This is a genomic window from Aquirufa sp. OSTEICH-129A (assembly GCF_054558355.1).
On sequence record NZ_JBPXKC010000001.1, the window covers coordinates 359,873 to 381,899 of the forward strand.

18 protein-coding genes and 1 tRNA gene are annotated in these 22,027 nt (G+C 35.7%); 11 read left to right on the forward strand and 8 right to left on the reverse strand.

Features of this window, described 5'->3' with window-relative positions:
• The first annotated feature begins 19 nt into the window (after positions 1-19).
• From SKC36_RS01600 to SKC36_RS01625, 6 genes are all read left to right on the forward strand, one after another.
• Positions 20-1,696: a RagB/SusD family nutrient uptake outer membrane protein gene (locus SKC36_RS01600; RefSeq protein ID WP_459452790.1), complete on the forward strand. Its 1,677-nt coding sequence runs from the start codon at positions 20-22 to the stop codon at positions 1,694-1,696.
• A gap of 72 nt (positions 1,697-1,768) precedes the next feature.
• The gene (locus SKC36_RS01605) at positions 1,769-2,818 is read left to right on the forward strand and encodes a DUF6807 domain-containing protein (protein WP_459452791.1); all 1,050 of its coding nucleotides are present in this window, start codon (positions 1,769-1,771) and stop codon (positions 2,816-2,818) included.
• 75 nt (positions 2,819-2,893) lie between these two features.
• Complete coding sequence (locus SKC36_RS01610) at positions 2,894-4,318, forward strand: MBL fold metallo-hydrolase RNA specificity domain-containing protein (RefSeq protein ID WP_459464189.1); 1,425 nt, start codon at positions 2,894-2,896, stop codon at positions 4,316-4,318.
• A 33-nt stretch (positions 4,319-4,351) separates the two neighbouring features.
• Positions 4,352-5,308, forward strand: a complete 957-nt coding sequence (locus tag SKC36_RS01615) for an acetyl-CoA carboxylase carboxyltransferase subunit alpha (RefSeq protein ID WP_459452793.1) — start codon at positions 4,352-4,354, stop codon at positions 5,306-5,308.
• 5 nt (positions 5,309-5,313) lie between these two features.
• On the forward strand, positions 5,314-5,952 hold the full coding sequence (locus tag SKC36_RS01620) for an HAD family hydrolase (RefSeq protein ID WP_459464191.1): 639 nt from the start codon (positions 5,314-5,316) through the stop codon (positions 5,950-5,952).
• Positions 5,943-6,503: a 1-acyl-sn-glycerol-3-phosphate acyltransferase gene (locus SKC36_RS01625; protein ID WP_459452795.1), complete on the forward strand. Its 561-nt coding sequence runs from the start codon at positions 5,943-5,945 to the stop codon at positions 6,501-6,503. Before SKC36_RS01620 ends, SKC36_RS01625 begins: the two co-directional genes overlap by 10 nt.
• Here the strand turns inward: SKC36_RS01625 and lpxB are convergent.
• Both lpxB and SKC36_RS01635 read right to left on the reverse strand, forming a co-directional pair.
• Entirely contained in the window at positions 6,491-7,597 is a 1,107-nt protein-coding gene (lpxB, locus tag SKC36_RS01630) for a lipid-A-disaccharide synthase (protein ID WP_459464193.1), read from the reverse strand. The two genes, SKC36_RS01625 and lpxB, sit on opposite strands and share 13 nt — an antisense overlap.
• Positions 7,597-8,019 (reverse strand): 6-pyruvoyl trahydropterin synthase family protein, encoded by a 423-nt coding sequence (locus SKC36_RS01635; RefSeq protein WP_459452797.1) that lies wholly within the window; start codon positions 8,017-8,019, stop codon positions 7,597-7,599. The genes lpxB and SKC36_RS01635 overlap by 1 nt, the downstream gene beginning before the upstream one ends.
• Before the next feature lie 132 nt (positions 8,020-8,151).
• Between SKC36_RS01635 and rfaD the strand changes: the two genes are divergently transcribed.
• Positions 8,152-9,117: an ADP-glyceromanno-heptose 6-epimerase gene (gene rfaD / locus SKC36_RS01640; RefSeq protein WP_459464196.1), complete on the forward strand. Its 966-nt coding sequence runs from the start codon at positions 8,152-8,154 to the stop codon at positions 9,115-9,117.
• Here the strand turns inward: rfaD and SKC36_RS01645 are convergent.
• From SKC36_RS01645 to SKC36_RS01660, 4 genes are read right to left on the reverse strand one after another with little or no spacing between them, the layout of a single operon-like run.
• On the reverse strand, positions 9,098-10,084 hold the full coding sequence (locus SKC36_RS01645) for a glycosyltransferase family 2 protein (protein WP_459452799.1): 987 nt from the start codon (positions 10,082-10,084) through the stop codon (positions 9,098-9,100). The genes rfaD and SKC36_RS01645 overlap by 20 nt on opposite strands.
• Positions 10,085-10,108: 24 nt before the next feature.
• A complete protein-coding gene (gene hemL / locus SKC36_RS01650; protein WP_459452800.1) occupies positions 10,109-11,401 on the reverse strand; it encodes a glutamate-1-semialdehyde 2,1-aminomutase in 1,293 nt (430 codons plus the stop codon).
• Position 11,402: 1 nt separating this feature from the next.
• The gene (gene yidC, locus SKC36_RS01655; RefSeq protein WP_459464198.1) at positions 11,403-13,223 is read right to left on the reverse strand and encodes a membrane protein insertase YidC; all 1,821 of its coding nucleotides are present in this window, start codon (positions 13,221-13,223) and stop codon (positions 11,403-11,405) included.
• Positions 13,224-13,239: 16 nt separating this feature from the next.
• The gene (locus SKC36_RS01660) at positions 13,240-14,889 is read right to left on the reverse strand and encodes a CTP synthase (protein ID WP_459452802.1); all 1,650 of its coding nucleotides are present in this window, start codon (positions 14,887-14,889) and stop codon (positions 13,240-13,242) included.
• Positions 14,890-14,990: 101 nt separating this feature from the next.
• Between SKC36_RS01660 and SKC36_RS01665 the strand changes: the two genes are divergently transcribed.
• From SKC36_RS01665 to nspC, 4 genes are all read left to right on the forward strand, one after another.
• The gene (locus tag SKC36_RS01665) at positions 14,991-18,317 is read left to right on the forward strand and encodes a UvrD-helicase domain-containing protein (protein ID WP_459464200.1); all 3,327 of its coding nucleotides are present in this window, start codon (positions 14,991-14,993) and stop codon (positions 18,315-18,317) included.
• The gene (locus SKC36_RS01670; protein WP_459452804.1) at positions 18,310-18,825 is read left to right on the forward strand and encodes a C40 family peptidase; all 516 of its coding nucleotides are present in this window, start codon (positions 18,310-18,312) and stop codon (positions 18,823-18,825) included. The genes SKC36_RS01665 and SKC36_RS01670 overlap by 8 nt, the downstream gene beginning before the upstream one ends.
• A 61-nt stretch (positions 18,826-18,886) precedes the next feature.
• Positions 18,887-20,101 (forward strand): saccharopine dehydrogenase family protein, encoded by a 1,215-nt coding sequence (locus SKC36_RS01675; protein WP_459464202.1) that lies wholly within the window; start codon positions 18,887-18,889, stop codon positions 20,099-20,101.
• Positions 20,091-21,239 (forward strand): carboxynorspermidine decarboxylase, encoded by a 1,149-nt coding sequence (gene nspC, locus SKC36_RS01680; protein WP_459464204.1) that lies wholly within the window; start codon positions 20,091-20,093, stop codon positions 21,237-21,239. The genes SKC36_RS01675 and nspC overlap by 11 nt, the downstream gene beginning before the upstream one ends.
• A 140-nt stretch (positions 21,240-21,379) precedes the next feature.
• Here nspC and SKC36_RS01685 read toward each other — a convergent pair.
• Together SKC36_RS01685 and SKC36_RS01690 are read right to left on the reverse strand one after the other, a co-directional pair.
• A tRNA-Ala gene (locus SKC36_RS01685) sits at positions 21,380-21,456 on the reverse strand.
• 48 nt (positions 21,457-21,504) lie between these two features.
• Positions 21,505-22,026, reverse strand: a complete 522-nt coding sequence (locus tag SKC36_RS01690; RefSeq protein WP_459452807.1) for a hypothetical protein — start codon at positions 22,024-22,026, stop codon at positions 21,505-21,507.
• Position 22,027: the final 1 nt, after the last annotated feature.

The window sequence follows — 22,027 nt, forward strand, 5'->3', positions numbered from 1 at the left end:
ATTTCAACTATTAATAGATATGAAAAGCTTTAAATTATTTAAAAAAATAAGTTTATTAGCAAATTTAGGATTGATTGGAACACTAGGTTTAGGTTTACAATCTTGTAATGATTTGCTTACAGAAAATGTAGTATCACGTATTGGTAATGATTACATCAATACAGCCAAAGGTTTAAATGATGCTACGAGTGCCGCATACTCTACCATGCGCTCTTGGTATGGTACAGAACGTGGAATGAACCTTACTATTTTTGGAACGGATTCATATACCAATGGGGCTGATGGTAGCTGGAAATTCATGAATACGTATACAACTGATTTTGATACCAGAAATGGTTTAGTTGCAGAAGTTTGGACTGATTTTTATCAAGGTATCAATACTTGTAATGCCATCATAGAACGTGCTCCAGCGGTGACTGGTTTAGCGGATGCAGTAAAAAAACAACGTGTAGCAGAGGCTAAATTTATTAGAGCTCATCATTATTTTATTTTGACTCAACTATTTGGCGGTGTGGATTTACGTTTAACTGAAACTTTGGCTCCAACTAAAGTAGTTAAGCGTAGTACGGTTGCTCAACAATATGCACAAATCATTAAAGACCTAACAGAAGCTTTACCTGATTTAGAAAATAAAGCAAGATCTGCTGATTATGGACGTATCACTCGTGCAGGAGCAGAGCACCTATTAGGTCGTGTGTATTTAACTAAGGCTACTTCAATTGCTAAAGCAAGTGATGATTATGCAAAGGCTATTGCAAGTTTGAAGAATGTTATCAGTAATTATGGTATTTCATTATTGCCAAATTTTGCTGATGTACATAGACAAGGAAATGAGATGAATAATGAGGTTATTTGGTCTATTCAATATACCCGTGATCCATTAACCAATGCAGGTGGAAATAATGCACACGTATTTTTTGGTATGGAATACGATGTATTGCCAGGCATGCAACGTGATACTGAAAATGGTCGTCCATTTAAGCGTTATGCACCTACAAAGTACACTCTTGATGTAGTTTTTAAAGATAGAGAAAATGATAGTCGTTATAAAAAGACTTTCAAAGATACTTATCTGTCCAACAGACCAGGTACCTACAACACGAGTTTTGACTTAACTAAGAAGACGGTTACGTTTGCCTTAGGGGATACGGCTATTTTCTTACCAGGTTATGAAATGCCAGAGGCAGAAAGAGCTAAAAAGAAATATCAGGTATTAGTTCCTTCTCGTTATGATGAGCGTATTTTTCTTGCAATTAATAAGCACTTTGACGGCGCTCGTGTAGATCGTACTCAATTTGAAGGTGGACGTGATTTCATCGCATTCCGCTTAGCTGATACGTATTTGATGCTCGCTGAAGCTCAATATTTCTCTGGTGCTATTTCTGATGCCGTTAATACATATAATGTGATACGCCGTCGTGCAGCATGGCCAGGAAAGGAATCTGCTATGTTAATTACAGCTGATCAGTTAAATGTAAATTTCGTTATGGATGAGCGTGAGCGTGAATTGTTAGGTGAACAATCTCGTTGGTTTGATTTAGCACGCTGGGGTAATTTGATTGAGCGTGTAAAGCTTCATAACCCACAAGCAGCACCGTATATTAAAGCCCACCATGTGTTAAGACCTATTCCTCAATTACAAATTGATAGAGCGGAAGGTACTTCTACAGGTTTTCCTCAAAATCCAGGCTATTAATATCAAATTGATTTTGTTATTTTGTAAAATTCCGAGGAGTCATTCTCGGAATTTTACTTTAAACTTATTTTTATGAAAAAACTATTTTTAATCTTATCTACTTGCCTAGCTTTTCAGGTAAATGCTCAAAATCAATCGGTTAGCTTCAAGAAAAACGATGCGGAAAAGAAGATTGACGTATTAGTAGGAGGCAAATATTTCACTTCTTATTTCTTTCCCGGTGAATCTGTTTTAAAAAAGGCGGTGCTTTTCCCTATTTTAAGTGCCAAAGGTAGTACCATTACCCGTGGGTATCCAGTGGCTATTCGTCCGGGCGAGCGAACTGATCATCCTCACCATGTAGGTATGTGGTTAAACTATGAAGATGTAAATGGTTTTGACTATTGGAATAATTCCAATAACATTTCGGAGGGAATGAAGAGCCATAAATTTGGAACCATAGTTCATGAGCAAATTTTGAACATGAAAGGTGGAAAAGACAAAGGAGAATTAGGAGTTTCGGCTACATGGATTGATAGCGATGGAAAAGGAGCAAAGGTTTTAGCGGAAAAAACTACCTATGCATTTTCTGGAACCTCCGATATCCGTGTGATTGACCGTATAACTACTTTGACTGCCCTAGCTGAAACAGTCTTATTCAAAGATGTGAAAGATGGCATGTTTGCTATTCGTGTTGCTCGTCAATTGGAAATCCCTTCCAATAAGCCTGATATTTTTACGGATGCACATGGTGTTGAGACTAAAGTGCCGGTTCTTGATAATACAGGTGTCAGTGGAGATTATGAAAGTAGTGAGGGTATCACTGGAGAAAAAGTTTGGAGTACAAGAGCCAAATGGATGAATTTAAAGGGTGTTTTAGATAATCATCCCATTAATATTGCCATTTTAGATCACCCAGCAAATGTTAGTTATCCTAGCTATTGGCATGCCAGAGGTTACGGATTATTTGCTGTGAATCCTTTAGGGGCTAAAGTTTTTAGTAATGGTAAAGATGAGCGTAATTTGACTTTGAAAAAAGGAGAATCTGTTACATTTAGATACAGAACTGTCATTGCAGATAAACAATTAAGTAAAGATGTTTTAGATAAAATGCAGGCTGAATTTGCTACGCAAGTAAAATAGGCATTTCTAATTCACGAAAAAGCTGTATTTTTGTCATGTATCAGGGGCTCTTTGAGCCCCTATTTATTTAATTTTATGAAGCTACAATTTTTAGGAGCGGCCAAACAAGTAACAGGAAGTATGTTCTTGTTAGAGTTAGAAGATGGCTTTAAGATATTGATTGATTGTGGTACGGATATGGAGAGGGAAATTGATTTTGATGAGCCTTATGAAAATAAAGCTTTTTTTCCTTTTGATGCCTCCCTGATTAATTTAGTAATTCTTACGCATGCTCATATAGACCATTCTGGTAATATTCCCATGTTATATCGAGAGGGTTATGAAGGGCAAGTTCTTTGTACTCCACCGACTGCAGAATTGGCTGAATTGCTATTGATGGACTCGGCAAATTTGCATTTGCGGAAATTGAAAGCGGCCCAGGGAGAAAGTCGAAAAAAGCACAAACAAATGGATCGCCTTTTACGTAAAGGTGATTTGTATTTACAAAAAGATGTAGAACATTCTGTAAATCATTTTATTACCATCCCATTTAGTAAGAAATTCAGGGCTACAGAAAACCTAGAAATCACGTTTATTCCTGCTGGGCACCTTTTAGGAGCGGCTCACGTACATTTGGGTATTACAGAAAATGGAGAGAAAAAAACCATTGGTTTTAGTGGTGATGTAGGTCGTAAAAACTATCCTTTGCACATAGATCCCCAAACCATGCCTCCTTGTGATTATTTGGTTTGTGAAACTACTTATGGTAATCGTATCCACGAAGACAAAGAAAGTACGAAAAAAGCATTAGGTGATATCATTAAAGCCACCTGTATCGACAAACCTGGAAGGTTAATTATTCCAGCATTTTCAGTAGGAAGAACCCAAGCTGTTTTATACACGCTAAATCGTTTGATTGAAGAGGATAATTTTCCTGCCATTCGGGTATTTACGGATAGTCCCATGGGGAAAAGTTCGACTCGGATTTATACCAAATATTCTTCTTATCTAAATCAAGAGGCCAGGGAATTTCAAGCTGAATATGATGAATTATTTGATTTTGACAATTTGAAATTTCTTCAAACTGAAAAGGAAAGTAGGGCCATTAAAAATTACCATGAACCATGCATTATCATTTCTTCTTCTGGAATGATTTCTGGTGGTAGAGTGGAAACACATATTGCCGATAATATTTCGAATACCTATTGTACCATTTTATTAATAGGATATGCGGCAGAAGGGACTTTAGGAAGGCAATTATTAGCAGGAACAGACCATATTCAAGTACGTGACCGCGAATATAAAGTTCATGCTCAAATTCGTAAAATCGACGTATTTTCAGGCCATGCTGATAAATTAGGTTTGTTGGATTTTGTTAAAGTTCAAAGCCCTAGTACGCTTAAAAAAGTATTTTTATCACATGGGGAAGAGGAAAGTATGGTAGAATTCAAAGAAGAGTTAACAAATTTGGGATATCAGGAAGTTATTTTGCCTGAAAAGAATCAAACTTTCATTCTTTAATTGATAATTTTACAATTGAAATTAACATCTACTATGAGAACATTATTAGAATTTGAAAAGCCAATTGCTGAATTAGAGGATAAGTTGATAGAAATGCGCAAATTAGCAATTGAAAATAATGTCGATGTTACTGCTACGGTTCAATCATTGACAGAAAAAATTCTAGAATTGAAAAAAGAGACATTTTCTAATTTAACTCGTTGGCAAAGGGTTCAGTTATCTAGACATCCTGATCGTCCTTACACATTCGATTATATTGAAAAAATTTGTGAAGAATTTATTGAAATACATGGTGATCGCTCGGTAGCCGATGATAAGGCCATGGTTGGTGGATTTGGAAATATAGATGGAGAATTTTCTGTTATGTTTATAGGCCAACAAAAAGGTCGTAATACCAAACAAAGGCAGTATCGTAATTTTGGTATGCCCAATCCAGAAGGATATCGTAAGGCTTTGCGTCTTATGAAAATGGCTGAGAAATTCAATAAGCCTATTGTCTGCTTAATAGATACTCCAGGGGCATTTCCAGGCCTAGAAGCCGAAGAAAGGGGTCAGGGGGAAGCTATTGCGCGCAATATTCGCGATATGTTTATGTTAAAAGTGCCTGTTATTTGTATCATCATTGGTGAAGGAGCATCAGGCGGTGCATTAGGTATAGCTGTTGGTGACCGCGTTTTGATGATGGAAAATACTTGGTATTCAGTTATTTCACCTGAATCCTGTTCTTCTATTTTATGGAGATCATGGAATTATAAGGAGCAAGCGGCTGAAGCATTAAAATTGACTGCCAATGATATGGAGCAAAATGGTTTAATCGATGGAATTATACCAGAGCCGCTAGGTGGTGCTCATTTAGATCCCGATGCAGCAGCAGCGAAGATGAAAGCTGTAATCAAGGAGGAGTTGAAAAAGCTTTGTGCCATGGATTCTCGTGCACGTATTGATGCTCGTATAGATAAGTACGGTAAAATGGGTGTTTTTGTTGAATAAATGATATGCCATCAGCTGTTCCATCTCTGCTATTTGATTTAGGGAATGTTTTATTACCCATAGATTTAGATAAAACGTATCAATCTTTTGCGAATTTTTCTTCTCGATACACGGCCGAAGAAATCGAAGAAATAACCCATAATGAGGCCTTATGGGCAAATTATGAAAGTGGTTTGCAATCAGACGCAGCATTTAGAGATTCACTTCGAAATGCTTTATTTCTAGATTGTTCAGATGAACAATTTGACCAAGCTTTTTCTGCTTTATTATTGGATTTTCACCCAGGTGTTTATGCTTGGCTAGAAAATGTAGGTAAAAAATTCCCCATATACTTATTAAGTAATACTAGTTCTATTCATGCTCAGCAATTTACTCAGGTGCCTCTGGGGCCTGAAGGTGAAAGTCTGTTTGCATTATTTAGAAAAACCTTTTTTTCCTTTGACTTAGGAATGATTAAGCCAGATGAAAATATTTATCACCATGTTCTGAATGAATTATCCTTAAAACCAGATCAACTAGTTTTTTTTGATGATAATTTTCATAATATTGAATCAGCAAAACGAGTAGGCATTGATGGAGTGCTCATTAATCCTTCGTGTTCTTTAAAACAAATTGACTCCTATTTATTGCAATTATGCTCATAAAATCTGCTTTGTTCGATTGGTTCTTTACTGGAATGGGTTGGAAGATGAAAGGAAATATACCCAGAGATATTCCCAAAAGTATAGTTATTGTATGCCCACATGCCACATGGGTTGATTTTCCAATTGGTTTGGGAGTGAGGTCTTTATTGGATATGAAAATCTATTTTTGGGGAAAGAAAGAATTGTTTAAAGGAGCTTTTGGTTGGCTTTTTCGTTGGTTGGGAGGCTATCCTGTTGATAGGTCAAAAAATCAAAATTTAGTAAGTGCCATCGTGGATATTTACCAAGCAAATAAATATTTCCATGCTGCATTAGCACCTGAAGGAACCCGAAAAGATGTTCAGGAATTAAAAACAGGCTTTTATCATATTGCTGTTCAAGCAAATATTCCTATTATAATGGTGGGTTTTGATTACGTCAATAAATGTGTACAAATTAATGACCCTTTTTACCCTAGTGGTGATTTTGAGGTAGATAAAAAGGTGATAGCTCAATATTATAAATCCATTCCTGGTACCCAAAAATCTTGGATTAAAAATTATTTAGCTTGAAAAGCCAATGCTGATTCAAACATTAGTTTAGCTGATTTTTTTGAAGCTCCAGATGGCCCGATGATTTGTACCAATTCTTGATATAATTCCAATTGTTTTTTTCTCGTACTTGAGCCACTTTCAAGTAATTGCTTCAATTTTAGCGCTATATGAGAAGCCGTAAACTTTGATTGAATCATTTCGGGTACAGCCTCCTTTCCCAAGATAATGTTTACTAAAGAAATGAATTTTATTTTAACCACTAATTTGGCTAAAGAGTAAAATAGCCAGTCAGTCTTATAAACTACAATTTGGGGAACCTGCAATAAAGCTGTTTCTAAAGTAGCTGTACCGGAGGTGACAATTGCAGCTTTGGAAACTTGCAGTAAGTTATATGTGTCATCATAAATGACATCTAAATCATATGAGTTATAAATGGACTTCCAATCAGATAATCCTGCAACATAAAAATGTACGTGAGGGAAAGCCAATTTTAATTCATGAAAGATGGGCAAGGCCACTAAAATTTCTTGCTTTCTACTCCCTGCCAATAGAGCTACACAAGGATGCTGTATCTTATTTTGAGCTTCAAAATAGGGATTAGGATGAAAACTGTCAATCGAATCTTTTAAGGGATTTCCCACATAATGTGTCGATATGCCCTGTTCTTCAAATAGTTTTTTCTCAAAAGGGAAAATGACATATAATTCGTCAATCCATTTTTTAATAACGTCAACACGGCCTTTATTCCATGCCCAGACTTTGGGTGCTATGTAAAATTGGGTGTGAAATCCTTGTAATTTAGCAATCCTGGCTGCTTTTAGATTGAATCCACCATAATCTATGAAGATGATTGTATCCGGCTGAAAGGATTGAACCTGATTTTTGAATTTTTGAAATAAACCTTTTAGTCGTTGAATATTTTGTAATACACCTAGAAGGCCCATTATAGCCAATTCTTTATGGTGAATAAGTACTTCAGCACCTGCTTCTTGCATATCATCACCGCCCCAGGCTTGTATACTAGCAGTTGGGTCTAATGCCAATAGCTCCTTGATTAATTTGGAACCATGTAAATCGCCTGATTTTTCTCCTGCTAATATGAAATACTTCATTAATTTTCTCCGTAGTATTCTACTGAGTTTTTATTGGTTTCCACTAAATGGATTTTATGCAATTCAGCACTGGTAGATGCAGATTTGATTTTAGGAGCTAAAATTTTCCAAAATTCCATGACTAGATTTTCACAACTGGCTAATTTACCCCTCATAAAATCTACGTCCATATTTAAGTTTTTGTGATCTACTTTGTCTATAATCTCCTTCTTAATTAATTTACCCAATTCTTTTAGATCAAATACAAATCCTGTTTCAGGATCAGGATTTCCTTTCACCGTCACGATTAATTCAAAATTATGGCCATGCCAATTTTTATTGGCACATGGACCAAAAACTTCCTCATTCTTTTCTTCAGACCAGTTGGGATTATATAGCCGATGAGCGGCATTAAAATGTTCCTTACGGATGACGTAAACCATTGTTTTCAGTTGTTTAAAGTGAAGGTGAACTGGGAAAACATTAGCAGAATCACCATTAATTCTACAAAGGTATGGAATGCTATTGGGATTCTACGTAAATTTGAAGGCTAAATCTATATAATCTATTTAATTATGATCATTGTTACAGGAGCTGCTGGATTCATTGGTAGTTGTTTAATTCAAAAACTGAATGAGTTAAATTTCAATTACATTATCGCAGTGGATGATTTTTCTTTTGAAGAGAAAAACAAAAATTTATTCGGTAAAAAAATCAAAGAAAAAGTTGAAAGGACTCAGTTTTTTTCATGGTTAGATTCGAATTTCCGAGAAGTAGAATTTATTTTTCACATTGGTGCCCGTACTGATACTACGGAGTTTGATAAATCTATTTTTGATGATTTAAATGTGAATTATTCTAAAGAAATTTGGAATCGTTGTGTGGAATATCAAATTCCCCTAGTTTATGCTTCTTCAGCCGCTACCTATGGTTTAGGGGAATTGGGGTATGATGATGATGAAAGTAAAATTCCAGGTTTAAAGCCTTTAAACCCGTACGGAGATTCTAAAAATGATTTTGACATTTGGGCATTACAACAAGAAAAGAAACCTTTCTTTCGGGCTGGTTTGAAGTTTTTCAATGTGTATGGACCCAATGAATACCATAAAGGAAGAATGGCTTCTGTCATTTGGCATGCGTTTCGTCAAATTAATGAAAAAGGTAGCCTTAATCTTTTTAGATCCCATAGACCTGATTATGGGGATGGAGAACAGATGCGTGATTTTATTTATGTCAAAGACTTAATCGATGTTTGTATATTCTTTATGGAACATCGTAAGAATTCGGGAATTTATAATTTAGGTACTGGCATTGCACGTTCATTTAATGATTTAGGGAAAGCTACTTTTGCAGCCATGGGTAAGGAAGCTGTGATTAACTACATAGATACGCCATTGGATATACGTGATAAATACCAATATTTTACTGAAGCGAATATGGATAAATTACGTCAAATTGGTTTCACGCAGCCTTTTCATACACTAGAGGAGGGTGTAAAAGATTACGTGCAGAATTACTTACTTAAGAAGGCTTATTGGTAATTTTTTTCCAAGCCTCTTCTAGAAATCCTTGGCCATAGGCAATTAACTGAATGTTAGCTGCGATAAGGCCAAGGATTGCTATTTTAAAGCTTTTTGTTTGAACGAGTGAATCTATCAAGATCCCCAACCAATACAACAAGACAAATCCACTTAAGTATTTTCCAAAACTTGGGAATACTAATAAGTTAAGTCCTACAAAGAGTAATCCGATCAGATAGCAAGCTGGAAAAAAATGAACCCATTTTAACTCATTCGGAAAGAAGCGGGAGATATTGATTCTAGCTCTACCAAAAAAATGCAATTGCTTATAAAATTGAGCAAAATCAGTGCGTCTTTTATGGTATATGAAAGCCTTGGGTAAAATGGCCGATTTGAAACCTAAGGATAAACAACGGATACTGAATTCTATATCTTCCCCCATCCGGGTGATTTTAAATCCTTGAGTAGCTTCCCAAACTTTTCGGGAAATACCCATATTAAAACTTCTAGGATGAAATGTTCCACCTACGTTCTTTTCCTTCCCACGAATTCCACCTGTGGTAAATAGGCTGGTCATACTAAAACTTATGGCTTTTTGAATAGGAGTAAAGCTTGGATGATCTTTATCCGGTCCACCGAATAAATCAAGATTCTTTTCTCGAATTCCTTTTTCTACTTCCTCTAAATAAGTAGGTTCAATTAAAGCATCGGAATCCAAGATGATAAAAAAATCACCTTTGGCCCTTTCAAAAGCATAGTTTCGAGCAAAACCTTGTCCGCCATTTTCTTTATAAAAATATTGGATATCTAATTTAGAGGCGTAGCTTTTTACGATTTCATTGGATGAAATGGTGGAACCATCTTCTATTACGAGGACTTCGAATGGCTGGTATTTTTGTTGAACCAAACATGTCAGTAGTTCATCCAACTCGTGTGGACGATTGTATACAGGAATAATGACACTAAAGAAAGTGGATATTTCCTTCATTTGAAGCATTTTTGAGTAGGGCAATTATGCTTTCCTCGTTTTCTCTAAGGCTATTTTACTAGCTTTTAGTATGTGCTCAATATGTGATTCGTCTAAAGCAGCAGATAAAAACCAAGACTCAAATTGTGATGGAGGTAAATAAACTCCTTGGTTCAACATTTCTCTAAAGTATATACCAAATTTGCTTGTGTCTGAGGTCTTTGCATCGCTAAAATTCTTCACTGCTGTTTTAGTAAAGAACAAAGTAAACATAGAACCTATTTGGTTGACAAATCCATCTATTTGAAGATCAGCTATTTGTTGACGTATTCCTTCAGCCAAAGCTTTTCCTTTTTTATCTAATTCTTGATAAACCTCAGGATGTTCAGTGATTAAATTTAACATGGCTAATCCTGCCGTCGTGGCAAGTGGATTTCCGGATAAAGTACCAGCTTGATAAACAGGTCCAGCGGGAGCAATCATATTCATAATTTCAGCCTTTCCTCCATATGCACCTACCGGCAAGCCACCACCAATGATTTTACCTAAAGTGGTTAAATCAGGTTGAACATCAATTAGTCCTTGGTATCCAGAAGCTGACAGCCTAAAGCCCGTCATAACCTCATCAAACATTAATAGACTACCATTTGCCTCGCAGAGTTGTTTAATTCCTTCTATAAACCCTGGTTCTGGAAGTACTAGTCCCATATTACCAACAACTGGTTCTAATATTACTGCTGATATGGCATTGGGATTAGCTTCAAATAGGTGCTTTAATGAGTCTAAATCATTGTAAATAGCTGTCAAGGTATCTTTAGCAGTAGATACTGTTACACCGGGACTATCAGGGGTACCTAGAGTAGCTACTCCAGAACCGGCTGCAATTAAAAATGAATCTCCATGACCATGATAACAACCTTCAAATTTGATGATTTTATCTCTTTTGGTGTAAGCTCTTGCCAATCGAATGGCAGCCATAGTGGCTTCGGTTCCTGAATTTACCAATCGAACTTTTTCGATGGAAGGAATCATGGAAACAATTTTTTCTGCAATTAAGACCTCATTATAAGAAGGTGCACCAAATGAAAATCCATTGGCTAAGGCTTCTCTTACAGCATTTTCGATGCTAGGATGAGCTTGGCCAAAAAGCATGGGTCCCCATGATCCAATTAGATCTAGGTATTCTTTGCCATCCACATCTTTCAAATACGCTCCTTTAGCTGATTGAATGAATAGGGGCGAACCACCCACCGATTTAAATGCTCGTACCGGTGAATTAACTCCACCAGGTATTACAGCTTGTGCCCGTTCAAAATAGGAAGCACTTAATGACTCCATATTATTTCTTCTTCTTAGTATTGGTGTTCTTTTGTTCTTTTTGTTGTTCCTCAATCGCCTTCATTTGCGTCTGAAGGTACTGTGAAAAACGTGATTTTTTTGCACCACCACCTGCAGCTATTTTCTTACGGTTTTCATCTAAGAGACGCTTGATTTTATCCTCATCAACAAATTTACGAATGGCTAATTGTTGGCCAATCGTTACTAAATTGGAAACAAAGTAATAGAAACTTAATCCTGCAGGAAATGAGTTCATTACAAACATAAAAATGACAGGAGTAACATAAGCCATCATTTTCATATTGATCGGTTGACCTGGTTGATCTGGTGTGATTTGGTTGTTATAATAACCATAGGCTAATTGAGACAAGGTCATTAACAAACAAAACAAACTAACATGAGAACCATAAAATGGTATACTAAATGGCAGGTCTAATACAGAATCAAAAGTAGATAAGTCATTTGCCCACCAAAAAGATTCCTGTCTTAGGTTAATTAAATTCGGAAATAACATAAACACGGCCATTAGAACAGGCATGGTAGCTAATACAGGGATACAACCACTTAGGGGATTCACACCTACTTCACCATATAACTTCATGGTTTCTTGCTGAACTCTAGCAGCATCATCCCCAATTTTTTCTTTGATTGCCGCTATTTCTGGTGCCAAAATTCTAGTTTTGGCCATAGATACATAAGACTTGTATGTTAAGGGCAATAAGGCAGTTTTGATAATCAATACCAATAAAACGATTAGCAAACCATAATTAGAAACAATACTTTCTAAAAAGTCGAATAGAGGGACAAACACATAGCGGGTGATAGGAAGTAAAAAGTCATAACTCAATTTGACATTTTTCCCAAAAGATGGTGCTACGTGTTTAATGATGGAATAATCATTTGGTCCAAAGTAAAATTTAAAACTAGATTTACCTGCGAGTAAATCTTGTGATGAACCTATGATATTCGCATCTAAGGTTTTTATGTTCAAAGAGTCATTTAAGTTAGGGGTACTACTTAAAGAGGCCTTTTGAAATTGAAAACCTTGGGGGATTAAACCAGCTATGAAATATTTCTTTTTAAAGGTAACCCAATCCAGCTTGGCGGTGATATTTTCTGCTTCATTGGCCGATGGGTTCTCAGACAAATAATCAAATTCTTCATCTTCATGTAAAAGATAGTTGATGGTTGCTTTTCTTTCCTCGGCAATATCTTTCTCCGTTTGATGAATATTCTCTTTCCAATGAATTTGGTACTCAGCTCCTAAATCGGTACCTAAAGATTTAGCATCAATGGCATAGTTTAACTCAAATCCTTCTTTTGGGAGGCTATAGGTTTGTTTAATGATCTTTCCAGAAGGCAAAGTGCTTGTAAATTCTATACTTTGTGCACTTGATTTTGCCTGATAAGCTAGATCATTCAACTTTATTTTTTTGCCAGAGATTGGAAGCTCTACATCGAATTGATCCTTTTTTGAATCAAACAACTTTAATCCTGCTTTAATGCCTTGATTATAGTTTTTGTATGATTCATAATTCTTTAGGGTAACTGAAACAATTTTACCTCCGTAATTGCTTAGCTGAACTTGAATATCCTTGTTTTCTAGGACAAAAATTTCCTCCTTAACAACTAAAGCTGAGGAATCCAATGTTGGACTTACCGCAGGAGAAAGAGGAGCTTTTAAAGAATCTATCTTTTTGTTACTTGCTACGGTTTTGGTACTTGTTTCACTCTTAATCGGTTCTTTGGGTGCAAAGAAGTATTGATAGCCTAATAACATGGCTAAAATCAATACAATACCGGTAACTGAATTCCTATCCATAAGATATATCTAAATACTATTTTGAATTTTTTATAAAAGGAACAGCATGTTGGTATGCTGCTTTAACAAAATGAACAAACAGAGGCGATGGAGCTTCTACTGTCGACTTATATTCTGGGTGAAATTGAACACCCACAAAAAATGGATGATTCGGTAATTCCACGATTTCAACCAAATTACTATCAGGGTTTAAACCTGAGGTAAGCATACCTGCTTGATGAAACTGATCTAAAAAAGTATTGTTAAATTCATAACGATGCCTATGGCGCTCTTGAATGGCTGTTTTACCATAAATTTTATGAGCTAATGTACCTTTTTCAATTTTACAAGGATAAGCTCCTAAACGCATTGTACCACCTTTTTCAGAAACTTTTTTCTGATCCTCCATGATATCAATTACTGGATAAGGAGTCTCAGGATTCATTTCAAAAGAATGCGCATCTTCTAATCCGATGACATTACGCGCAAATTCAATCACCGCACATTGCATTCCTAAACATATCCCTAAAAATGGAATTTTGTTTTCACGAGCAAATTTCACCGCATTGATTTTACCTTGAATACCCCTTTCTCCAAATCCTGGAGCTACTAAGATTCCATCCAATCCAGCTAAGGTTTCTTGAATGTTTTCATCATCCATCGTTTCAGACGAAATCCACTTAACATTTACTTTAATTTCGTTGGCTACACCAGCATGTATAAATGCCTCTGCAATGGACTTATATGAATCTTTTAGTTCAACATACTTTCCAATTAATCCAATGGATATTTCGAATTTTGGATTTTTTAATTTGGTTAAAAAGTTTTTCCAATTGACTAAATTAGAATCTTTATCGTTGTAAATATCTAATTTGTATAATACTCGACTATCCAAACGTTCCTCTTTCATTAATAATGGAACATCATAAATGGTCTCAGCATCCATGGCTTCTATAACATCCTGTTCGGTTACGTTACAGAATAGGCCAATTTTACGCTTCATCTCTTGAGGTAAAGGATGCTCTGTTCTACAAACTAAAATGTCGGGTTGTATTCCTGATTCAGATAAAGTCTTAACCGAGTGTTGAGTAGGTTTAGTTTTTAATTCACCTGCAGAACTTAAATAGGGGATAAGCGTCAGATGTATAAATAAGGTATTTTTCTCTCCTAAATCCCATTTTAACTGTCGAGCAGCTTCAATGAAAGGTAAGGATTCAATATCTCCGACACAACCTCCGATTTCAGTAATAACTATATCAAATTTACCAGTCTCACCTAAGAGTAAAATGTTTCGTTTGATTTCGTCAGTAATATGAGGCACTACTTGAACCGTTTTACCTAAATAATCACCCCTTCTTTCTTTGGTAATTACATTGTGATAAATTCTACCGGTGGTAATATTGTTTGCCTGACTAGTGGGCGTATTTAAGAATCGCTCGTAATGGCCTAAATCTAGGTCGGTTTCAGCGCCATCATTCGTAACATAACATTCCCCATGTTCATAAGGATTTAATGTTCCTGGATCAATATTAATATATGGATCGAATTTTTGAATGGTACAGCTTAATCCTCTGGCCTGCAAAAGCTTGGCTAAAGAAGACGCTATGATGCCTTTACCTAATGAAGAAGTTACTCCACCCGTAACGAAAATGTACTTTGATTTCTTTGTGGTCCCTTTACCTGACATTGGGAATTTGTTTGTTTGGTTACGGGAAACAAAGATAGCAATAAAAGGCACACCGAATTAATCCTATTTTTATTTTATCTTGCATTCTAAACAGTTTTTTCATGTTAGCCTCCCCATTACAACTTTTTTCTGCTTCTGCCGGGTCCGGTAAAACCTATACGCTAACATTGGAATACCTGAAATTATCTTTGCGCGAAGTAGAATCTCGTGGTTATTTCCGTAGAATTCTAGCTGTTACCTTTACCATTAAGGCGGCAGAGGAAATGCGTTCTAGAATAATCAAGGCCTTATCGGGAATAGCAGCCTATCCAAATTTTCTGGATATGGCTGAAAAAGCTCAGCAAGAATCTTTGCAGTTATTGCAACGTATTCAAGATGATTTGGCTAATGAGGGAATCATAGTGAGTTTAGAAGAGTTGTCGATAAGGGCATCGGTTACCTTACAACAAATATTACAAGATTATGGGCTATTTTCTGTAATGACGATTGATGCCTTTGTGCAAAGGCTCAGTAGTTCCTTCGTTGAGGAACTAAACTTGCCCAGTCAATTTGAAGTGATTTTAGATATTAATTCATTAATGAATGATTTAATGGATCAATTACTTGATAAGGTAAATCATGCGGGTGATTCTGAGTTGACGGCCTTGGTGCTATCATTTGCTCGTCAAGAGGTATTGGATGGCAGAAATTGGAATCGGATTAGGCAAAGTTTGATCGATTTTTTGCGAATATCTTTCGATGAGCAATATTTTTCCATCAAACCCAGTATGGATGCTTTTGCTATGTCCGACTTTTTACTTATTGAAAATCAATTAACTAATAAAATTCAATTAGTTGAAAATCAATTAGTTGTTTTGGCCAAGCAAATTATTGATTTAGCTGATTCAATTGCTGTTCCTGAAACAGAATTTGCCCTTGGCACCAAAGGACCAATCAATTCATTTAGAAAAGTTGTGCTGGCCCGAGGTTTTAAAATGGAAAATTATTCATCGATCAGAAAAGCTTTTGAACAAAACAAATGGTATGCAGCTAAAGCAGCCCCAATGAATAAAATTCGAATCGAGGGTATTTCAGATAGGTTATCCGATTTAGCACAGGAATTTATTCAATTATATGATGATGAGATTAGGCGCTATCTACTTTATAAATTAGTAGCCAAAGATTTAAAAAAAATAGCCTTGATTTCATCCATAAATGAAGAATATCAAGTTTATCAAAAAGAACAATCCAGTGTTTCTATTTCAGAATTTGCGCGTAGAATCAACGAAATAATTTCACAAGATCCAGTGCCATTTATATATGAAAAGTTAGGTGATCGATATTTCCATATTTTGATAGACGAGTTTCAAGATACCTCTATTTTACAATGGAAAAACTTTATGCCCTTGCTGGAAAATACGGTTTCATTGGGTAAAAGAAATTTATTAGTCGGAGACGCCAAACAATCCATTTATAAATTTAGAGGAGGTGAAGTTGGTTTGATAGCTTCATTGTCTACTCAAAATCCTGTTTTATTAGGAAATAAAATAAATGAGTCTGAATTAGACCAGGGGCGTTTTGAATATTTGATGAATCAAATCAATTTAAATCAATTAGAAAGTAATTACCGTAGTGCTCCCGAAATAGTGGAATTTAATAATGACTTGTTTACGTGGATATCCCAACAAGCTGAATATCAAAATTTTAGTGCTTTGTTGGAACCTGTGTATGGTCAAAATATGGTTCAGGAACCTAAGATTTCCTCTCAAAAAATGTCAGGTTTGGTGGATTTTTATTTGTATCATAAACCTTTGAACACAAAAGAAAATCAAGATTGTGAATCTGAATGGATGTTTCAACAAGTAATTCATTTAATTGAACACAATTTGTCTCTTGGTTTTCAATTAGGCGATATTTCAATATTGACCCGTAAAAACAAGCAAGCACAATTTTTAGCTATTCAGCTAAAGGAGGCGGGGTATCCAGTAATTTCTGCAGACTCTTTATTGGTGTATTATTCTTCTCAAGTGTCCTTTATCATGGCCTTGCTAAAAATTAAAGTTGATTCATCGAAACAAGTATTACTTTTTGAGGCTGCTTATGCCTTAGCAGATGCCTTGGGTAAACCTATATCTTTAGAAGCCTTGGATTTTCTACAAAATCGAAATATTAAAAATGCCAACCACCAAAAAAATCTTCATCAGTATGTACAAGATTATTGGGGTATTTCTTTGGATAAGGTGTGGGAAGGAGATGATTTATTTGATACTGTTTATCAAATTTTGGGAATTTTTGATTTGTTCAATCAAGGCGAAGGAGTTGAATACCTGTTAAAATTCTTGGATATTATTCATGAGTTTTCTCTGAAAAACACTTCATCCATTGAAGAATTTATCAACTATTTTGATTTAAATAAACATAGTTTCAGTATTTCTTGTCCAGAAAATGTAGATGCTATCACCATTACCAGTATTCACAAGTCAAAGGGGCTTGAATATCCTGTAGTGATACTTCCTTTTGCGACTTGGTCCCATCAAGTCAGTGAACGAGATAAGATATGGTTAAAATTAGATGAAACGGATGATGAATTTTATGTAGAGGAAAAAGGCAATTTACCTTACTTTTATGCAAGGGCAAATGCCAGTGACCTAGACCATTTTCCTTTTTTAGCCGAACAAAAAAAGAAAGAATTAGATGCTATTTTCCTAGATTCTTTAAATATGATGTATGTAGCTAGTACTAGAGCCAAGCAGCATTTGCATATTTTATTATCAGAGCCTCATTCGGAAGCCCATTCAAGAACAAAAACTACTTTTAAACAATCAATAGGTCAAATCTTGGTAGATTACCTAAAATCTCATCAAATTAATCCAAATACCTATCCAAGCCATGCCGATCCTGCCTTTCAAGAAAGTAGTTCTTATTATTTAATTCGTCAATCTGCTTCCTTTGTAAGAAAACATTCTGGTTTAGAAAAGGACCAACAAGTGAATGTAATTCTACAAGCTCAAACCTTTAATAAACCATTGTTGCGAGTTAAATCTTCACAAACCGATTTATATACCTTAGCAAAAGAAAAAAGAGAAAAAGGTAAAATCATTCATGAGCAATTAGAAAAATTGAAATCTTATGAAGAAATAGATGAAAATACTCTCTTACCTGAAGTGATTGATTTGCTTAAAATTGATGAGATAAAACAGTTTTTTAAACCGGATGAACTATATTTTTCTGAGGAGGATATTTTATTACCTGATGGTAATGTAATTCGTCCTGACCGAGTGGTGAAAAGAAACGATTCTTTGATGGTGGTGGATTATAAAACGGGTAAAAAAGATGTAAAACATATTGAACAAGTAAATACTTATTGTGAAGCTTTGAGGAAAATGGGCCATAGTAATGTCAAGGGAGTAATTATCTACACGGAGGATAAAGAAGTTAATTATGTATAAAAGATTTGCTTATGTAATTTGTAGTATCCTGATTTTATCTTCCTGCTCACTTTGGAAAAAAACAATTCAATTTTTAGGCATATCTAGGAAAGAAGCCATAGAAAACAATTTTAGTTTAAGAGAAATTGATCAAATCATACAATCTGGTTTAACTTATCGAGGTATTCCGTATCGTACGGGAGGGACGGATAAAAAAGGTATGGATTGTTCTGGTTTGTTATTTCGAATGTATTCAGATCAAAATTTTCAGATACCTAGATTGTCAAAAGATCAATCTCAGTTTGGCTTACCTGTTTCAATTCAGCAAGCTCAAGTCGGGGATTGGATATTTTTTGCCACCAGTCAAAAAAATATCATCAATCATTCTGGTATTATTTCCCAAATTAAATCGGCTAATGAGGTATATTTTCTACATGCTAGTACCTCCAAAGGAGTGAGGGAAGATAATTTATATTCATCTTATTGGCTTAAAAGTTTTGTAAAAATTATTCGACCATTTAAAAATTAATGCAAGCTTGAAGGATAAAAGCAATGCTTGATGTATTTTTGCATTCTTTTTAAATAAAACTATGTCGAAAAAGGTAATTGTAATTGGTGCAGGTGGAGTAGGAAACGTGGTAGCGAAAAAATGCGCAATGAATCCCCAGTTTTTTTCTGAAGTGGTCTTAGCTTCTAGAACATTATCAAAATGCGATGCTATCGCTCAAGAAGCCAAGGAGATAGGTTTACCTATTGCCATCAAAACTCGAAAAGTGGATGCAGATTCAGTTCCAGAGCTTATTCAATTGTTTACTGAAGAAAAGCCTTTCATGGTAATCAACGTGGCTTTACCATATCAAGATTTAACCATCATGGATGCCTGTTTAGCAACGGGTGTTCATTATTTAGATACGGCTAATTACGAACCCAAAGATGAAGCCAAATTTGAGTATTCTTGGCAATGGGCATATCAAGAGCGATTTAAGGAAGCTGGATTAATGGCTTTGTTGGGTTGTGGTTTTGACCCTGGTGTAACAGGTGTTTATACCGCTTATGCCAACAAGCATTACTTTGATGAAATGCACTATTTGGATATTATTGATTGTAATGCTGGAGACCATGGCAAGGCCTTTGCTACTAATTTTAATCCTGAAATTAATATCCGTGAGATCACGCAAAAAGGGAAATATTGGGAAAATGGTCAGTGGGTTGAAATAGATGCTATGTCCATACATAAGCCTATTGAATATCCTAATATTGGCCCTAAGGAGTCGTATTTATTATACCATGAGGAGTTAGAATCTTTGACTAAAAATTTCCCAACTTTGAAGCGTGCTCGTTTTTGGATGACTTTTGGTCAGGCTTATTTAACCCACTTGGAGGTATTGCAAAACGTAGGTATGACTTCCATACAACCAATTAAATTCAATGGAATGGATATTGTTCCTTTGGAATTTTTAAAAGCTGTTCTTCCGGAACCGGGTACCTTGGGTGAAAACTATTCGGGTCAAACTTCCATTGGATGCCAGATTAAAGGTGTTAAAGATGGCCAGGATGCCACATACTACGTGTACAATAACTGTCACCATGCAGAATGCTACAAAGAAGTTCAGGCGCAAGGTGTTAGTTATACGACCGGCGTACCAGCCATGATTGGAGCAAGCCTGATGATACAAGGAGAATGGATGAAGCCAGGTGTATTTAACGTAGAAGAGTTTAATCCAGATCCTTTTATGGAAATGTTGCAAATTCATGGATTACCTTGGCATGAGTTGCATAATATCACACTTCCTCATGAGTACTAGACCGAGAGAAGTTTATGCTTCTATACCTTCACCTTGCTTTGTATTGGAGGAGAATTTATTGCTGAATAATCTCAAGCTTTTACAAAAAGTACAGAAAGAAGCTGATATTGAGATTATCTGTGCTTTAAAGGGGTTTTCTTTTTATCATGAATTCCCTTTAGTTAGGCAATATTTAGCAGGGGCCACAGCAAGCTCCCTGCATGAGGCAAGGTTGGCCCATGAAGAAATGAAGGTTAAGTGCCATGTTTATTCACCCGCTTACTTAGAAAAAGAATTTGAAGAATTGACATCTTATACGAGTCACCTTTCATTTAATTCTTTAAATCAATATCATCAGTTTTATTCCAGAGCTACCCAAAAAGGTATTTCATGTGGTATACGAATCAATCCTGAATATGCGGAGGTTGAAACGGACATGTATAATCCATGCGTACCAGGTTCAAGATTAGGTATTCGTCGATCTGATTTAGGTGATTCTTTACCTGAGGGAATAGAAGGTTTACATTCACACACCTTATGTGAAAATGATTCTTTTGTTTTAGAAAGAACATTAGCTGTTATTGATGAAAAATTTGGTGATTTATTGCCAAAGATCAAGTGGTTAAACCTGGGGGGCGGGCATTTAATTACCCGTGCAGATTATCAAGTCGACCACTTAATTCAATTATTAAAAAGGTTTAAAGCTAAATACCCTAATTTATCCATCATTTTAGAACCTGGTTCTGCGGTAGGTTGGCAAACAGGATTTTTGAAATCTACCGTGTTAGACATTGTACATTCTGCGGGTATTGATGTGGCTATCATAGATGTATCATTTGCCGCCCATATGCCTGATACATTAGAAATGCCTTATAAACCTCGAATTCGGTTTGCAAATTCTGAGCCACAATTAGGAAAACCTACCTACCGATTTGGTGGAATGACCTGCCTAGCTGGTGATTATTATGGTGATTATTCTTTTGAAGAACCCTTGAAAATAGGGGATGAAATCATTTTGGAAGACATGATTCACTATACCATGGTTAAAACCACCACCTTCAATGGCGTAAATTTACCTAGTATTGGTAAAATTGATACGAATCAAAACTTTGTCTTATACAAAAGTTTTGGTTATGAATCTTTCAAAGATCGTCTATAAATTATCAGATTGTTTTATTTAATTATCAGTTTAATTAGCAAAAATTAGACTGATAGAGAGTACGTTTGTACTAGGTGGTGATTTAAAATAGACTACCCGATTAGAAGATTTGTCAAATTTTCAAAATTTGACAAATCTCTTGGTGGAGAAGATCGGGCTCGAACCGACGACCTCTTGCATGCCATGCAAGCGCTCTAGCCAACTGAGCTACATCCCCATGCTAGACTGCAAATGTCATGATTTTTTAGGGAATTTACAATAATACTTAGAAATTTACCCGCACTCCTATACCCCCTTGAAGATGAAAAAAGAATGGATTGGGAGCTATTTCATTATAAAAACCGACTTCTCCAAAAAAAGATAAATTTGGCGCATCTACTGGATAAAATTCAATTCCACCAACGGCTGCTGCTCCAAACCCTCCATTGTTGGTTGGTGTAGTACTTCCCTTTGCATATAAATCCCTAGACGTATATTGTGGACCAAATCCATAATAAGTATGTATATCTGAATTAACTAGGGTAGGATGATGCCACAAATACAAAGCATTCATGGTAAATCCAATATTTTTAAAAGTGCCATCTTTGTAATTACGGTCAGTTCCCCATAAACCGCCATAAGCACCAACATTGACTTCTATAGCATTTATTCCATTACTTAGGTATCTACGAGCCATAAAGCCTCCTGGTTCTCCAATTCTGAATCCAGACGCCCACTCTTGAATTTGACCAAAAGCAAACGTGGATAAACAAGTAAATAAAAAGATGAAAAGGCTCTTTTTTAACATA

Coding starts and splice junctions, on each gene's coding strand:
- SKC36_RS01605 (WP_459452791.1), top strand. CDS start 1,769: ATGAAAAAACTATTTTTAATCTTATCTACTTGCCTAGCTTTTCAGGTA.
- SKC36_RS01620 (WP_459464191.1), top strand. CDS start 5,314: ATGCCATCAGCTGTTCCATCTCTGCTATTTGATTTAGGGAATGTTTTA.
- yidC (WP_459464198.1), bottom strand. CDS start 13,223: ATGGATAGGAATTCAGTTACCGGTATTGTATTGATTTTAGCCATGTTA.
- SKC36_RS01645 (WP_459452799.1), bottom strand. CDS start 10,084: ATGAAGGAAATATCCACTTTCTTTAGTGTCATTATTCCTGTATACAAT.
- hemL (WP_459452800.1), bottom strand. CDS start 11,401: ATGGAGTCATTAAGTGCTTCCTATTTTGAACGGGCACAAGCTGTAATA.
- rfaD (WP_459464196.1), top strand. CDS start 8,152: ATGATCATTGTTACAGGAGCTGCTGGATTCATTGGTAGTTGTTTAATT.
- SKC36_RS01665 (WP_459464200.1), top strand. CDS start 14,991: ATGTTAGCCTCCCCATTACAACTTTTTTCTGCTTCTGCCGGGTCCGGT.
- lpxB (WP_459464193.1), bottom strand. CDS start 7,597: ATGAAGTATTTCATATTAGCAGGAGAAAAATCAGGCGATTTACATGGT.
- SKC36_RS01615 (WP_459452793.1), top strand. CDS start 4,352: ATGAGAACATTATTAGAATTTGAAAAGCCAATTGCTGAATTAGAGGAT.
- SKC36_RS01625 (WP_459452795.1), top strand. CDS start 5,943: ATGCTCATAAAATCTGCTTTGTTCGATTGGTTCTTTACTGGAATGGGT.
- SKC36_RS01610 (WP_459464189.1), top strand. CDS start 2,894: ATGAAGCTACAATTTTTAGGAGCGGCCAAACAAGTAACAGGAAGTATG.
- SKC36_RS01635 (WP_459452797.1), bottom strand. CDS start 8,019: ATGGTTTACGTCATCCGTAAGGAACATTTTAATGCCGCTCATCGGCTA.
- SKC36_RS01670 (WP_459452804.1), top strand. CDS start 18,310: ATGTATAAAAGATTTGCTTATGTAATTTGTAGTATCCTGATTTTATCT.
- SKC36_RS01675 (WP_459464202.1), top strand. CDS start 18,887: ATGTCGAAAAAGGTAATTGTAATTGGTGCAGGTGGAGTAGGAAACGTG.
- SKC36_RS01600 (WP_459452790.1), top strand. CDS start 20: ATGAAAAGCTTTAAATTATTTAAAAAAATAAGTTTATTAGCAAATTTA.
- SKC36_RS01690 (WP_459452807.1), bottom strand. CDS start 22,026: ATGTTAAAAAAGAGCCTTTTCATCTTTTTATTTACTTGTTTATCCACG.
- nspC (WP_459464204.1), top strand. CDS start 20,091: ATGAGTACTAGACCGAGAGAAGTTTATGCTTCTATACCTTCACCTTGC.
- SKC36_RS01660 (WP_459452802.1), bottom strand. CDS start 14,889: ATGTCAGGTAAAGGGACCACAAAGAAATCAAAGTACATTTTCGTTACG.